General features: G+C 38.3%; 15 protein-coding genes. 8 read left to right on the forward strand and 7 right to left on the reverse strand.

Annotated features, from left to right (window positions below):
* Positions 1-240: 240 nt before the first annotated feature.
* The 3 genes from QCD85_RS10295 to QCD85_RS10305 all read left to right on the forward strand — a co-directional run bounded on the left by QCD85_RS10295 (position 241) and on the right by QCD85_RS10305 (position 3424).
* Positions 241-519 carry a hypothetical protein gene (locus QCD85_RS10295; protein ID WP_301262521.1) on the forward strand — a complete coding sequence of 93 codons (279 nt, stop codon included), beginning with the start codon at positions 241-243 and terminating at the stop codon, positions 517-519.
* Positions 520-580: 61 nt separating this feature from the next.
* Positions 581-1300: an SDR family NAD(P)-dependent oxidoreductase gene (locus tag QCD85_RS10300; RefSeq protein ID WP_301262522.1), complete on the forward strand. Its 720-nt coding sequence runs from the start codon at positions 581-583 to the stop codon at positions 1298-1300.
* 384 nt (positions 1301-1684) lie between these two features.
* The gene (locus QCD85_RS10305) at positions 1685-3424 is read left to right on the forward strand and encodes an ABC-F family ATP-binding cassette domain-containing protein (RefSeq protein WP_301262523.1); all 1740 of its coding nucleotides are present in this window, start codon (positions 1685-1687) and stop codon (positions 3422-3424) included.
* A 488-nt stretch (positions 3425-3912) separates the two neighbouring features.
* On the opposite strand, the gene QCD85_RS10310 is transcribed toward QCD85_RS10305, so the two are convergent.
* Both QCD85_RS10310 and QCD85_RS10315 read right to left on the reverse strand, forming a co-directional pair.
* The gene (locus QCD85_RS10310) at positions 3913-5100 is read right to left on the reverse strand and encodes an MFS transporter (protein ID WP_301262524.1); all 1188 of its coding nucleotides are present in this window, start codon (positions 5098-5100) and stop codon (positions 3913-3915) included.
* 145 nt (positions 5101-5245) lie between these two features.
* Entirely contained in the window at positions 5246-5641 is a 396-nt protein-coding gene (locus tag QCD85_RS10315; protein WP_301262525.1) for a MerR family transcriptional regulator, read from the reverse strand.
* 230 nt (positions 5642-5871) lie between these two features.
* Between QCD85_RS10315 and QCD85_RS10320 the strand changes: the two genes are divergently transcribed.
* Positions 5872-6345: a DinB family protein gene (locus tag QCD85_RS10320; protein WP_301262526.1), complete on the forward strand. Its 474-nt coding sequence runs from the start codon at positions 5872-5874 to the stop codon at positions 6343-6345.
* Between the two features lie 96 nt (positions 6346-6441).
* Here the strand turns inward: QCD85_RS10320 and QCD85_RS10325 are convergent, their stop codons facing one another.
* A complete protein-coding gene (locus QCD85_RS10325; protein WP_273614261.1) occupies positions 6442-6864 on the reverse strand; it encodes a MerR family transcriptional regulator in 423 nt (140 codons plus the stop codon).
* 175 nt (positions 6865-7039) lie between these two features.
* On the opposite strand from QCD85_RS10325, the gene QCD85_RS10330 reads away from it, so the two are divergent.
* The 4 genes from QCD85_RS10330 to QCD85_RS10345 all read left to right on the forward strand — a co-directional run bounded on the left by QCD85_RS10330 (position 7040) and on the right by QCD85_RS10345 (position 11816).
* Positions 7040-8152, forward strand: a complete 1113-nt coding sequence (locus QCD85_RS10330; RefSeq protein WP_301262527.1) for an NADH-dependent flavin oxidoreductase — start codon at positions 7040-7042, stop codon at positions 8150-8152.
* Between the two features lie 319 nt (positions 8153-8471).
* Complete coding sequence (locus QCD85_RS10335; protein WP_301262528.1) at positions 8472-9620, forward strand: PQQ-dependent sugar dehydrogenase; 1149 nt, start codon at positions 8472-8474, stop codon at positions 9618-9620.
* Between the two features lie 148 nt (positions 9621-9768).
* Positions 9769-10467: a hypothetical protein gene (locus QCD85_RS10340; RefSeq protein ID WP_301262529.1), complete on the forward strand. Its 699-nt coding sequence runs from the start codon at positions 9769-9771 to the stop codon at positions 10465-10467.
* A gap of 368 nt (positions 10468-10835) precedes the next feature.
* Positions 10836-11816 (forward strand): hypothetical protein, encoded by a 981-nt coding sequence (locus QCD85_RS10345; protein WP_301262530.1) that lies wholly within the window; start codon positions 10836-10838, stop codon positions 11814-11816.
* A gap of 169 nt (positions 11817-11985) precedes the next feature.
* Here QCD85_RS10345 and QCD85_RS10350 read toward each other — a convergent pair whose 3' ends face one another.
* From QCD85_RS10350 to QCD85_RS10365, 4 genes are read right to left on the reverse strand one after another with little or no spacing between them, the layout of a single operon-like run.
* Positions 11986-12798: an ABC transporter ATP-binding protein gene (locus QCD85_RS10350; RefSeq protein ID WP_301262531.1), complete on the reverse strand. Its 813-nt coding sequence runs from the start codon at positions 12796-12798 to the stop codon at positions 11986-11988.
* Positions 12798-13829 (reverse strand): FecCD family ABC transporter permease, encoded by a 1032-nt coding sequence (locus tag QCD85_RS10355; RefSeq protein ID WP_273614255.1) that lies wholly within the window; start codon positions 13827-13829, stop codon positions 12798-12800. Before QCD85_RS10355 ends, QCD85_RS10350 begins: the two co-directional genes overlap by 1 nt.
* Positions 13826-14866, reverse strand: coding sequence for a FecCD family ABC transporter permease (locus tag QCD85_RS10360; RefSeq protein ID WP_301262532.1), 1041 nt, complete (start codon positions 14864-14866; stop codon positions 13826-13828). The genes QCD85_RS10355 and QCD85_RS10360 overlap by 4 nt, the downstream gene beginning before the upstream one ends.
* Positions 14859-15932 (reverse strand): iron-siderophore ABC transporter substrate-binding protein, encoded by a 1074-nt coding sequence (locus QCD85_RS10365; protein ID WP_274171362.1) that lies wholly within the window; start codon positions 15930-15932, stop codon positions 14859-14861. Before QCD85_RS10365 ends, QCD85_RS10360 begins: the two co-directional genes overlap by 8 nt.
* Positions 15933-15944: the final 12 nt, after the last annotated feature.

Below are 15944 nucleotides of genomic sequence, written 5' to 3' on the forward strand. Positions count from 1 at the left end.
ATCCATAGCGCAGTTTTATTTTGCATACAGTGGAATAAGTATCTTGCATAAGGATAAATGTAAGTAAACATTCATTCGCTCGTAGAAGATTGATATAAATACTTATCCAAATACAACAACTGATATTGTAAAAATGTTGTGTTCATTTGTATGCGTAAACTAAATCAGTGTATAATACCTACTAAAATATGGGGTACGTATATCCTATATTGCTATTTAATTAAAGAATGGGTGAAAACGATGAGTATCCGATACACCGATTATGTACGTATGAAAACAGGTCAATACCAGTCTGTAGGTAAATTTGGCGATGATATTTATGTATTTGAGATGCTAACAGGTATCACAGACACTGCCGAGTTTCATCAGATTTCGAAGGAAGAGTTCGATTCATTTGAAGTCTGGTCTGAAGATGCACCAGAGTATCCCAAAACATATGAAATCCTTGCACGTCCTGTGCTCTGTAGTGGATATTTGGGAAAAGCGTATTTAGATGCTTCGTTGCTTCGTGATATGTAAATGGGTAAAATTTTGCTTAAGGATGAGCAATAAAAAATGATCTCGAAAGGATACGTACGTTATGAAAAATTTTATTATTTTTGGAGCTAGTAAAGGATTAGGGGAAGCCTTTGTTAATGGACTACCCGAAAAAGGTGATCGTGTGTGGGTGGTTTCTAGAACGTACCCTAATAGTTTAGATGTTGAAGATGGTATTGAAAAATATTGGATTGAAGCTGATTTGGCAAAACCAGATGCCAGTACTCTGATTGGGAATACATTGAACGATGTTACTATAGATGTCTTGATATACAATGTAGGCATATGGGAGAGCAAAGGGTTTAGAGACGACTATGATTTTGAGAATGATGATCCCGCTGAAATTGCGAACATTATCAATATCAATGTGACTTCTACAATTACCTGTATACAGAAGCTTTTACCGAATCTGAAAAAGTCAGATAACGCCAAGATTTTCTTGATCGGCTCTACAGCAGGTCTGGAGCATAATGATTTTACACAAGTATCATTTACCGCTTCCAAGTTTGGTTTGCGTGGTATTGGCAATTCGATCAGAGAGCATGTGAAGAAATACGGAATTGGTGTCACTTGTATCAATCCGGGTGAGATTGCAACCCAAATTCCGTTAGAAGATGGAGTTGAAAAAGTGTTGTCTACATATGGAGGAACCCAGATTCCCCTTCAAGATTTGGTTTCTTTAGTCAAATGCGTAATGAATCTGTCCAAAGCTTCTTGTGTCAAAGAAATCAACATGCCGGCAATGTTAGATAGCAACGGTTAATTGGCTTTAGAGAGAACAATATGACGATAAAATTGAAATTCTTTTCAAACAAACCACTCTATGTTTAGGAGTGGTTTTTATTTTGTATGAGGATATACACGTTATAGTGAGATGTTAGTTTGACTTGGATATATAGTATTAACTCGTAATTCTATCTAAGTAAAGATAAAGGTATATTTCTATATAAATAACTAAAATACAATTCAATATCTTAATGTTGCCGTAATTCAATTTTAATGATGTATAAAATACGATCAAAAACCACAAATCAATTGTACTTCCCCGTAAACCGTGTTACTCTGAGGAGTGGCACAATTGACACTTCTATTCGGCAAGACTTCTTATACAATTATCACCATTTTAGCTATACAGAAAGGTAACACTATGATAAAAGTTGAAAACTTATCCTTCTCATTTCCGCAAAAAGAACTTTATAACTATATTTCATTTACGCTTGAAGAGGGACAGCATTGTGCTTTTATCGGAACAAGTGGTAGTGGGAAAAGTACGCTGATCGATATTCTGACCGATCCTGAACGGTATTTGTTCGAAGGCAAGCTGGAGATCGACCCGGATTGCAAAATCGGATATGTCAGTCAGTTCTCGCAAGTCGACAAAACCAAACCAATGACGGTTTTTGAATATATTGCAGAAGAATTTATTAAGATCCAAGATGAGATTACAGCGATCTATGCTGAAATGGCAACGACGTCTGATATGGATGCGTTAATGGAGAGACATCAATTGGCTTCAGACGCATTTGATGCGATGGACGGAGACAATTTTGAAAATAACATTAACAAGCAACTCAATCTAGCGAACCTGATGAAGCTCAAAGATCTGGATGTCACTTCTTTAAGCGGTGGAGAATTCAAGCTCATTCAAGTGATGAAAGAAATGCTAGCTCGTCCAGACTTAATGATTATGGATGAACCGGATGTATTTTTAGACTTTGAGAACCTTAATTCACTGAAAAAATTAATCAATACCCACAAAGGCATGTTACTTGTGGTTACGCATAACCGTTATCTATTGAATCATTGCTTTAACAAAATCATTCACCTTGAAAATACAGAACTCCAAGAATTCGATGGACGTTATATCGACTATAACTTCTCTCTTCTTCAGACGAAGGTTGAGTTGCAAGAATTGACCGTTGCTGAAGCGGAAGAAATTGAGAGAAATGAAAGTATCGTCGATAATCTACGAGAAATCGCTACCTATAACTCAGAAGCATCCCGTGGTAGAGCGCTCAAAGCTAGAGTAAGATTTACCGAAAGACTCGAAGCCCGTCGACTCAAAGCACCATTTGTAGATATTAAGCAACCGAATATTCATTTGGATATTGATCACGAAATCGAGAGTAGATTTGCGATTAATGTCCGCGATTATAGCGTTTCTTTTGACGAACTGCTTTTGGAAAATGTAACCTTTAAAATGAAACCTAAAGATAAAGTCGCTCTGATCGGTCCGAACGGTACAGGGAAAACGACATTGCTTCGAGATATTTTCAAAAATAATCATGAAGCAATCGACATCAAGACTGATGCTAGCATGGCGTATTTATCTCAGTTTCAAGGTGAAATGCTCACCGATTCCAATACAATTATTGAAGAATTTATAGAAGCTGGCTTTAAAACGTATGACGAGGTGATCATCTACCTTGCAGAGTACGGCTTTGAAGGCGAAATTTTGAACCAGAAGATAGCTTCTTTGTCCGGTGGAGAGAAAAACTTGCTTCAATTGGCTAAAGTTGCTGCTAGTCACGCCAATGTATTGTTTCTGGATGAACCGACAAGCCATTTAGATACCTATACTCAGATCGCACTGGAAAAAGCGATAGCAGACTATAAAGGTGCGATTCTGATGATTTCGCATGATTTCTATTCGGTTGTGAATGGTATGGATTATGTGTTGATTATTGAAGATAAAACGGTTAAAAAAATGAGTATGGTTGAATTTAAAGAGATGATTTATACGAGTCATTTTAATAAAGGATATCTGGAAGCAGAGCAAAATAAAAAAGCTGTTGAAATGAAAATCGAACTAGCGTTAAAAGATACGAATTTCGAACTTGCCAAGCGTCTACTAGACGAACTGGAAGAATTGATTAAGTTGGTTTAACGGACAGCGATACGATTAGAGTGAATAAGCTATAGTTCAGCAATAAAATAAGATGATAGAAAAGCCTCTATACAGCAAAAAGACACTGGTGCATCACATCTCAGTGTCTTTTTTGTTGTACAGATGTCTTTGTCGCTAGGGCTAAGCATTACTTTTTGATTTGCGATAGTGGGGATGAGAATATATCGAACAGTCACTACAGCAAACAAATTTGAAGTATAAAGTATCATTTATCTGCATCAACAACACTCGTATGATCTTTTATTTGGCTGTGATGGTCGATTTCCTGATTCCACAGAAAGAAGAAGCGATTCGCGAAAGAAATGCGCAGTAAAGTTTGCTGACCCATTTTTTATAGCAAATGCATAAAATCAAAGACCACTTTCTACTAGCACAAGAAGTGGTCTTTTTATTTTACCTATTTTCGATAGAATTTCAGATTGAAATGCAGTTAATTCTTCAAGCTATGCACCTATATATAAAGTAGATTATGGTCTTACTTCACTAGACATTTGAAGCCTTTTTTTAGAATCAAAAACCTTGATCTTGATCACAATACAGCCCAATGCAAGCAGTAGAAATAAAATACCACTCCACGTAATCGAATGTATTCCGATCTGCGATATAAACCATCCGCCAGACGTTGTTCCAATCGTAACTCCCAAGTTAGCAAACGAGACAAATAAGCTATTAGCAAATTCCGGTGCTTCCGAGGCTTCTGAAGTGAGCCAGGTCTGACTGACAATTAGACCACTGGTAAACACAGCTCCCCACAACAGAATAATGATTATCATAGGAATTGTATAACTGCCCATATAATAGACCAGTAGATAAATAATACCGAGTGCAAAAGGATAGACAATAGTCGTTTTTAGCATATTTCTACTTAAATATGTAGCTGCTCGTATATTGCCAACGATTCCGCTCGCACCAAAAAGAATTAACATAATACTAACTACTTTGCCACTCATCCCGGTTACGACTTGAAGATATTCTGCAAAATAAGAATAAACAGAATATAAAGAAGCTAGAAATAAACAAGCTGTTGCAATCGTAAGCCAGAGTTGTGGTTTTTTCAGTACGGTTAACTGTTTGCCAAAAGATAACTTTGTCTCAACCGGTAATGTTGGAATAAAGACCACAATGCCAACGATCGCGATCGCATTGATTACCGCTGAAAATAGAAATGCGGTTTCAAGTGAAAACTCGTCTCCTATAAAAGCAGTGATCGGAACACCTAATACCATACCTATCGTTAAGCCAGTAAATACTTTGCCTACGGCGATTGCACTTTGCTCTTTGGGTACAGAGCTTGCCGCAGCTGCAAAAGCGACAGAAAAATAGACAGGGTGTAGAAAAGCAGGTAAAAGCCGAAAGATCATCAACGCTTCATAACTGGGAGCAAATGCAGAGAAAATATTAGCGATGGTAAATACAAGAAGAACACTAATCAGAACCCTTTTTCGATTGAACCTTGAAAGTAAAAGAGTCATAAACGGCCCAAAAATAGCAATAATCAAAGCAAACATGCTCACTAACATTCCTGCTTGAGATACACTGATTTGAAAATGTTCAGCGATTTTTGGCAAAATACCAACGATACCAAACTCTGTATTTGTAATCCCAAATACGCCGAGTGCAATCGCATAAGTGAAAAATGTTTTATTGGAGTACAACATAATCATCCTTTCAAAGTTTAGTTGACTAATTCAATTGATTTAGTTGGTTTTATCATAAAGCCTCAACCATCCTATAAGAACCAGCAGGGAATGTATTCTAGCTGGATAGGTTGAGGACATGGTGAAGAAAAGCAGATGATATTTACTCGGCAGATGATTGTTTTGATTGGTAATCGTGTTCTATTCCTTTGTAGGTAACGATCTTATCAGCGAGTAAATCCATATTGTGCTGTAATTCTCTCATTTTCTGCTGTACTTCTGCGTAGTGCTCTTCGAGAAGAATCCTCCTTGTTGTTAGAGTAGAATCACCTTGTCTTCGAAGTTCGGCAATTTCAAGCATGTTGGTAATAGACATTCCTGTTGCTTTAAGACGGGTGAGAAATTGAATCCATGTTAAGTCTGCTGAAGAATAGCAACGATACCCGAGCTCATTGCGATCAATCGAAGACAACAGTCCGATATTTTCATAATATCGAAGGGTGTGGACACTAAGACCTGTGACAGTAGCTACTTGTCGAATCGTTAATAATGTTTCCATGAGACAAAGTATATACCTTCGAGTAAACTCTAATGCAAGTTTTTTTTCGCGGTACATTTTATGATGAAGAGCATAGTAGAATAAGGATAGTGGGATCGCTGTAATCTATACATATGACCTTTATAACTAGAAGATTAATAAGAAAGGGTATGAAATAATAAGAGGTAAAATACAGTAGAGTAGTTGTAAAAAATTCAAATATTTTTTTGGAAGAGAAGAGGAACATACGCATGAACATCTATTGTCAGGGGATTTTTAAGCAGATGGATATGGCTGTCGATTCTGTGATTAAGCTCATTAACACATTGAGTGACGATGATCTGAGTATTAGACCAACCGCAGAGAAAATGTCTATTGGAGAGTTGCTTGCGCATATGTCTGTACTTTGCAAAGCAGACTTTCTGATCGGAAAAGGTGTCACAGAAGAGGAGATCGATCGTTTCTATGAAGAAGCGGAACCTGCGCCTCATCTAAGTGCTATCGCAGAGGGTTTACTACATCATTATGCTTTTCTCAAAGAAGGGATAGCAGAGCTAGAAGAATCCGAACTTTTGCGACAAACCACAGCATTCTGGGGTGGTACGCATTCTCGGTATGAATGGCTTTTGGATACTCAAGCACACTTCTACCATCATCGTGGACAACTACATGCGATGCTCGTTCATGTGTTGAAGCGAGAGCCTAATGTGCAATTGTTTGAATAAAATACATATAGCCCTGCACGCTAACTTCAATACTGTTAGGATGCAGGGCACTTTTTTAGGTCACAATACTTAATATATAAAATGATCTTTTTTCGATTAATTAACAATATTTACTTCCATACCATGACATTTGAAAACATGATCAGGGTTGTTTTTAATATCTTCTTTCTGCAAATCATACATCGCTAGTTTGTAATTGATTTCTTCCAGATGTTTTAATTCTTCTTCAATATGTTTTTGTATTTCTAATTTATGAATTTTTAACATTTCTTCTCTTTCCAAAAAAGTAGAATTGCCTGCTTCAAAAAGCTCTTTATACTCTTTGATTTTGGCAATAGACATTCCTGTTTCTCGAAGACACCGAATAAAAGCAAGCCAATCTATATTTTGTTCGGTGTAGACTCTTCTTCCTTTTTCATCGCGGGAGATATTAGGTAATATGCCTTGCTCTTCATAAAATCTTAGCGTTTTCGCAGAAATATTTACATTTTCGATAACATAATTCATGGTATAGACCATATTATTTTCTCCACCTTTTAGTTACAGTTACTGTAACTAGATCATATCATAAAAGCAGAAGTAGAAACTATAAAAATATTAGTAAAGCTATAAAAAATTCTTCTTTACTTCCCCTTACGTCAACCAATTACAATAAGTATTGTAAAGAAAATATAACATAAAGAGGGATACCGATATGAATACAAAATATAGCAAGTTATTTGAACCGTTTACTTTTAAAAGTGGAGTCACCATTAATAATAGAGTGGTTATGGCACCGATGACCACATGGGCAAGCAATGAAGATCTTACCGTTTCCGATGAAGAAGTGGACTATTATCAAGAGCGTGTAAATGGGGTTGGACTTGTAATTACAGGATGTACGCATGTAACTCCGAATGGACAAGGGTTTACACATGAATTTGCAGGATATGCTGATGAATTTGTACCGAGTCTACAAAAATTAGCGAAAGTCACCCAAAGTGGAGGCGCACCAGCTATTTTACAGATTTTCCATGCAGGTAATAAAGCATTGCCAGACTTGGATGTTGTCAGTGCAAGTGCATTACCTTCTGAAAGTACAGCTCTTGGAGCAACCGCAGCAGCAAGAGAATTGTCACATGAAGAAGTGCTTTCGATGATTCAAGCTTTTGGAGATACAACAAGAAGAGCGATAGAAGCAGGATTCGACGGAGTTGAGATTCATGGCGCTCATGGATTTTTAATTCAAAACTTCTGGTCACCGTCGACGAACCAACGGACAGACCAATGGGGCGGTACACTAGAGAACCGACTACGTTTTCCATTAGCGATTATTGAAGAAATCAAATCTGTTATAGCAAAATATGCTACCAAGCCATTCATGGTAGGCTATCGCTTGTCACCAGAAGAATCATCCAAAGCCGATGGATTGCGTATGAAAGATACGTATGAATTGATCGATTTTCTAGTCGAACAAGATCTGGATTATATTCATGCTTCATTAGATCATTTGTCCTCCAAGCCAGTAGATGCTCAAGATGATCGCACCAGACTTGAATTGATTTTGGAAAAAGCAAACGGTAGAGTGCCTGTATTAGCAGCAGGTTCGGTAACAACAGCAGATCAAGCTCTTGAACATGTAGAATCAGGATTACCATTGATTGCGCTTGGACATACAATAATTATGAATCCTGATTGGGTAGAGAAAGTGGAAAGCGGACGCGAATCAGAGATTACTTCCGAATTAAATCTGTCCCGTATTCAACTTCCAGAAAAATTGGTAACTATTCTTAAAAACTCACCAGGTTGGTTTAATATTAGCGAATAATATAGAGTGATAGTTCGGATAAATGTATACCACATTATAAATCAAAAATAATGCTCTATTACTTTGAAAAGGCAGATTATCTTAAAGATGATCTGTCTTTTTAGTGGTATACACAAATTGTGTAATGTGGAATAGCTAGAAAGTGAATGTAGATTATTTATAGGAGTAATCTCTTCTTAACAATTAGAGTGAATTTTTTTATGTATCTATGTGAATATGACGATGGATTTTTAAGTATTTTTGCCGATTTCCTTATCTTTTCCCGATTAAACACACCTCCAACGGGTAAAGAACAACTAAAAGGAAGAGGAGGAATATAATGTTTAATATGAAATCAAAAGGGAAAGCATTAACGGTAGCCGTATTGATTGCTCTACCGCTATCTACTGTCGCAGGTATCATACCATCTATATCCTCATCAGAAACAGCAATCGCTGCTACAACATCGACAACTACTCCATCCAAAATTACCAGCGCGTTAAAAGGTGGCTACACAGTAGCAGGAACGAAGCTAGATGTACCGTGGTCTATGCAGTTCTCTGGCAATACGGTGTATATCACACAACGTGGTGGCGGTATCGTACAGATTAAGAATGGGAAGCAAACCGTACAAAAAGTGCAAACCAAAAAGCCACTTCGTGTTGTAGGCGAAGCAGGATTGACAGGATTTGTACTTGATCCTAAATTTACTAAAAATAAAATGGCATATATTTATCATGCGTATGAGAAAAATGGACAAGGATTCAATCGAATCGTTAAAGTGAAGTTAGTTGGCAACGTCTGGAAAGAGCAAAGTAAATTGGTAGAAGGTATTCCCGGCGGACGTATTCATGAAGGTGGACGTTTAGCTTTTGGGCCGGACGGTATGCTGTATAGTACAGCCGGTGAGACCAATGTCAGAGAGCTTTCTCAAGATCTGGATAGCTTGGGTGGCAAGATTCTACGGATGACGTCTACAGGTAAAGTTCCCAAAGACAACCCGATCAAAAATTCATACGTCTATGCTTATGGACTACGTAACTCGCAAGGGATCGCATGGACATCTGATGGCAAATTGTATGCATCCGATCATGGGCCAAGTGGTGCACCAATACCAGGCGGTGGCACCGATCGCACAGGACTAGATGAAATGAATCTAATTAAGCCAGGTTCCAACTATGGCTGGCCTAAGATTATGGGAACCGAAACAGCGCCAAATATGGTTTCACCGCTCTATGTAGCTAGTTCCAAAGCGATTGCTCCATCCGGTATCGCGACGACTCCAGACGATAAAATACTTGTCGCTACACTGGCAGGCAAAAGTCTGAAAGAATTCGATCCTATCTCCAAAAAAATGACTGATATCTTAACCGATGTCGGACGTGTACGTGATGTAGCGATCCATAACGGTAAGATTTATGTGATTACTAACAATACCGCAGGCGGAACACCAGAAAAGAACGATGATCGCTTGCTGATTTTAAAATAAGTAAAGGTCATTATAGATAGATTTACTACTTGATGATCCAAATAAAAAGAAGTAATTTGGGCATGATATCTGTGCTGGATTACTTCTTTTTCTATGATCTACACCAAAGTGGTATGATTGAATGGAATACAGTAGGAGAGGAGCAGATATGAAGAATACTCAGTTGATTATTGTCGAAGGTCTGATGGGGACAGGCAAAACCTCTACAGCTTCTTTTATCGGGAAATATGTAGAACAACAGCATAGGAAAGTAAATGTATTTTTGGAAGGAGACCTCGATCATCCGATTGATTTTGAAGGTGTCTCTTGTCTGAATGAACAAGAGTACAATTTATTATTGCATCAGTTTGCATATGACCAACAATGTATTCAGCAGATGGTTCGTGTTGAGGGCTACAATTATTTTTTCTCGTACAAAAAAGCAAAACAGATATTACAAGATACTTTTGCAGATGATCTATATACATATATAGCGACTTATGATATTTACGAATTATCGTTAGCTCGACATTGCGAATTGATGTTACAGAGTTGGAGAGATTTTGCAGAGCGATTAGTATCTACCGATGAAGTAGTTATTGTAGAATGTTGTTTTTTTCAAAATCCAATGTGTATGTTATTAGCAAAAAATAACGCAGATCAAGCCGTAATTACGAAGTATATTCTGGAGCTGAGCGATATCATTAAGCCACTTCAACCGGTACTTATTTATTTGTATCAAGAAAATATACGCCAGACACTTCATAAAGTGAGTGTAGAACGATCATCTGAATGGTTGGATTTTGTGATCTGGTATTATACAGAACAGGAATACGGCAAAGCACATCGATGGAGAGGAATAATTTAGAAGTGATTTATTAAAGAGGTTATTTTTAGCATAATTAGAATTTATTCATATTAAATATAATGATTCTATAAACAAATCAAAACTTAATTCATGATTATGAATTAAGTTTTGATTATTTAATATTTTTATCATCTAAACGATTCAATTTTTCTTCTATTACTCGTAATCTCTGATTTTGACGATAAAATAAGGGAGTTAAGGTTACAATAAGTATAATAATAAATCCTATAATCATTAAGCACCTCTATCTATAATTAAGTTTAACCCATATTATATACAAAATAAATAAATTTTTCAATATTCAAATACAATTAAATGTATGATATCCTTTTTATGTAATAAAAAATAAAAAAAGGAGTTGTACTGATTTGAAAATTAGAGTTTTAAAATTTGTTTGTTGTTTAGGATTTATTGCTATTTTGTTGTTAGGAGGAAACTATGCTTCAAAAGCTTTAGCAAGTGATTCTGATAAACTCTGTAGTGTAGGTATAGGTAAAAGTTTAACCTGTGCTAATTCATTATCTAAAATTGATGATTTTGTAAATTTTAAAAATACTCTTTCTGATTATGTTAATGCAACTGACGCTTATCACATAAACTACATAACTACAACTTGGAAGCCAAGTGTTACGCGTGGGGATCCTATATACAAATCTTATTACGTTACAGATAATTATAACAATCGTCTTTTGTTTACAGATAATGATCATTATGGATATCATTTATGGGATTATAGTAGTGTCACTACTGGAATTAATAAAACTGCAGGTTATTATCCTGCATCTTATAAAAGTCCAGTATCAGTTTTAGAAATTCAAAATATGCCATCAATCAGTTGTACAGGTGCAACAGCAGCTTTTTGTAGAACTTACACACAAGCTAATCAAATTTCTGTATCTAGTGCGAGTTTATTGCCTCAAAATAATAATGAGGACTCTTTAGTGAAATCTACTACTGTTTCTGAAAGTGTGTATGGAACAAAAGCTTTAGGAAATAATTCATTAGGAATGAAGTTACCTTCATTTTTACCTTTTCAGATAAAAGATGTATATTCTCAAAAATCAAAAATTGGCAAAATAGACGCTACTGAGGTTACTTATTTGAGTGAAGAGAATTCAGACTATATAACTTTAAAAGCCAGTAATGCTAGTGTAATACCAACATCTAATAATTTTTCAATTCAAAAAGGTGAACTTGTTAAAAATAACTTAGAAACAAATTATTTAAATAATGGTGTAACACAGATTTTAGATTGGGAACAAGATGGCTTGTCTTATACTTTGTTTGCTTCAGGCAGTAAAATTTATACAGAAGATCAATTAAAAAATATTGCCAGTTCATTAAAATAAGTTTTTATTTCTTTAAAATAGGATTACTTCTTACTAAGAAGTAATCCTATTTTTGATAAATTTAATTTTCTAGCTTATTTATAAGGTTTTTATTATGAAATAGTAGTAAAGAATAAACAAAATCTGCTTATAACTAGCTTACTATTTTGAATTGGATGAATTACAGAATCTATTTTAAAGCTCCACTTGCATGATACCGTCCTTTTGGCACGACTAATGGTGAGCCAGAGATAGGGTCGGGAATTACAGTACAATCCAATCCAAAAATCTCTTTCACCCGCTCACTGGTAACCACTTCCGCAGGTGTACCTTGAGCAACGAGCTTGCCGGTATGAAGAGCAAACATATGATCCGCATAGCGCGCAGATAAGTTGATATCATGAAGTACCATTACGATAGTAGTACCATGCTTGCGATTCAGATCGGTTAGTAGATCGAGAATCTCTACTTGATACGTAATATCTAGAAAAGTAGTCGGTTCATCCAAAAATAAAATATCTGTTTGTTGAGCGAGTGCCATTGCGATCCAGACCCGTTGACGTTGTCCACCAGACAATTCGTCGATATTATGATTAGCGAATTGCGTGATATCCATAATGGTCATCGCTTCTGCAACAGCTTCATAATCTTTTTTGCTCCAGCTTCCGAACATTTTCTGATGAGGGAACCGTCCTCGTCCAACCAGATCAGCTACTGAAATTCCTTCAGGCACAATAGGCGACTGGGGAAGCAGTCCAATGATACGTGCTAACGATTTAGCAGGGAATTTGCTAATCGGCTTACCATCCAAAGTAACATGACCGGATGTTGGCTTAATCAATCGTGCCAGTGTTTTGAGTAGCGTCGATTTACCGCAACCATTTGAGCCGATAATGACACTGATCTGATGACTGGGTATCGTCAGGTCTACGCCATGAATAACGGTTTTATGTTCATAACCTGCGACTAATTGTTCTGCTTGAAATAGATGTGTCGGCTTCATTATAGTTCCCCCTTTTGATTCATTCGGATAAGCAAGAAGATGAGATAAGGCGCTCCGAGTAATCCGGTAATGATACCTACGGGGAATCTGTACTCAAAAGCAAATTGTCCGATCAGATCGGCTGCTAGCACAAGATTAACGCCGACTAACCCTGCGGGCAGAATATTGGATGAACCTACACCGACTAATCGTTTGGCAATTGGTCCGGCTAGAAATGATACAAAAGCGATTGGCCCTGTAGTGGCTGTTGCAATGGCTACCATACATACCGAGCTAACGATCAGCACAATTCGTGTCATATCTGTATTTACACCTAAAGAAAAAGCAGATTGTTCGCCCAATTCTAAAATGCTCAAATGTTTGCTAAGCCCCATAATCAGCGGCGCACCGATCAGCACAATAATAATCAGCGGTGGCAATTCACGCATCTGTGAACCATTCAGACTTCCTGTTAACCACCGAAGGGCGGACGGAATATCTTGCTGAGCACTGATAAGTAGCAGATAAGAGATCACCGCATCTAGCATCGCCTGAATCCCAATACCGACTAAAATTAAGCGCCCGATGGAAAAGACTTTACCTCTAGATAAGATATAAATAAAAATAACTGTCATTAACCCTGCTATCACTGAAGCCATCGAGATAACTGCGTTATTAGCATGAAGAATAACAATACAAAATACGGCTGCTGCGCTTGCACCTGACGTAATCCCGATCACATTCGGGTTCGCCAGTGGATTGCGTAATATGGTCTGAAAAGTATAGCCAGCTACGCCAAAAGCAAACCCGGCAAAAAGACCTGCTAACATACGTGGCAAACGAATCGTACTGACAGCAAATGAAACGCCTTTGATCTTTTCCCCTGATAGTGCACGAAGTACATCTTCAAGAGGATAGATTGTATTTCCCAGTACAAGCATAGCGCAGCAAAGCACCACAGCAAGTATCCCAAGCAGTCCGGTCACAAGCAACCAGCGGCGGTGTCGTTGACGTCTACCTGCTTGGATAAATTCAATTGCAGACTGGCTCATAGTGAACGTACTTTCGAGCGCATCGCCAAGACGATTAAGATAGGAGCACCGATAAATGCAGTGACTACACCAACTTCAAGCTCACCCGGGTTACTGATCAGTCTGCCGCCGACATCAGATACCGTCAAAATAATAGCGCCTGTAATCGCCGACATCGGGATCACCAATCGTAAATCAGCTCCCAGAATTAGCCGTATGACATGAGTAGCCAGTAAGCCGACAAAGCCTATCGGGCCTGCCAATGCTGTAGCCGCTCCGCATAATAGAACCCCTGCTAATGCCGCGATGAATCGCAATGTTCCGGTGCGTACACCGAGTCCTGTAGCAACATCATCACCGAGTGCAAGTGCGTTCAGTGCAGGTGCTGTGATCAGACCGATTAACAATCCGACCGCCAAAAACGGGATAAAGGTAGCAATCGCGCTCCAATTGGCAGAGCCGACGCTACCCACTTGCCAGAATCTAAATTGATCCATTACATACGAACGAGGAATCATAATGGCTGTAACGAGTGAAGAAAGTGCTGCACTGGTCGCTGCTCCTGCTAACACAAGCTTGATCGGTGTAGCGCCGCCACGCCCCATCGAGCCGATTCCAAATACGAATACCGCTGTGATCGCCGCTCCCGCCAGTGCTAACCAGATATACTGACCAGCATGACTAATATTGAGAAAAGCAATCCCGAATACAACAAACAACGATGCCCCTGTATTGACTCCCAGTATACTAGGATCAGCAATCGGGTTACGGGTAACAGCTTGCATTAATGCTCCCGATACACCCAGTGCTGCTCCGCAACATAAGCTGAATACGGTACGAGAAATTCGTTTGCGTACGATATTAGCGCCATAGGTATCGACATTGGGATGAAATAAACCATTTATTAATTCATGCCACCCCACTGATCGTGAACCTAAGACCAGTGAGGCAACAATAGTGAGAATCAGTAAGACCAAGCAACTAATCAGCACCCATATGAAATGTTTAGGTAGATGTGAATGTACCTGTTTATCATGAGAAAGAGTTGAACTATCCATTTACTTTATCAGCAGCAGCACCGATTAATTTCAAATATTCATCGATGGTGTAGGAGATCGAAAGTGGATTAGGTGTTCCAGCAGCAACCAAAGGTGTATCGCTTGTAATAAACGCTACAGAACCTCTTTGGATTGCAGGAATTTTGCCTAACAATGGATCAGCTTTGACGGCTTGATACAATTTGTCATCACCATAGCCGATTAAGATATCTGCATCATTTAATGCTTCTGCATTTTCAGCACTCAAGCTTAAAGAGTAGCTTTTAGGATCTTTGATTTCTTTCGTAATACTTGCAGGTGCTTCCATACCTAATTCTTTTAAGAAAGCGACACGCGAATCAGCAGGTGTATAGATATGAAGCTTCGACATATCGGTATCAGAGAAATTTACCCACACAACAGTTTTACCTTTGATTTGCGGGTAGGCACTTAACTTGTCATTCACTAATTTTTCGGTATCTTTGATCAATTGTTCGCCTTGAGCTTTCATGCCCATACCTGTTGCATTTAGTAGAACTTGTTCACGCCACGTGGTTGCCCAAGGAGCAGTTGGATAAGCGACAACAGGCGCAATCTGGCTAAGTGTATCGTAATCTTCTTGCGTAATACCGGAGTAAGCAGCCAGAATCACATCTGGATTAGAATCGGAAATGGCTTCAAAATCAAGTCCATCGGTATCCTGAAAAACGTTTGGATTTTTCACGCCAAGTTCATCTAGCTTTTTGGCTGTCCATGGCAAAAGCCCGCTACCGTCTTGAACACCAAAGTTCGCTGCCGAAAACCCTACAGGCACAACGCCAAGCGCAAGAGCTACATCCTGATTCGCCCATTGTACAGTAGCTACACGTTCAGGCTTGCTTTCGATCACTGTCTCGCCAAGCGCATGCTTGATTACAATCGGATATTGTGTCGTATCTGCCGGTGTAGCAGTCTCCGTAGTGGTCGATTCTGTTGGAGCTGGAGTAGTTGTAGATGCTGTTTGATTGTTGGAACAACCAACAAGCGCAACAATCGACAACATTAAGATCAGTACCGCGGTAAAAGATAACTTCTGTCTAGTATTCATAATGATCCCCTT

The sequence above is a fragment of the Paenibacillus sp. PsM32 genome, assembly GCF_030433815.1.
GTDB lineage: Bacteria > Bacillota > Bacilli > Paenibacillales > Paenibacillaceae > Saccharibacillus > Saccharibacillus kyungheensis.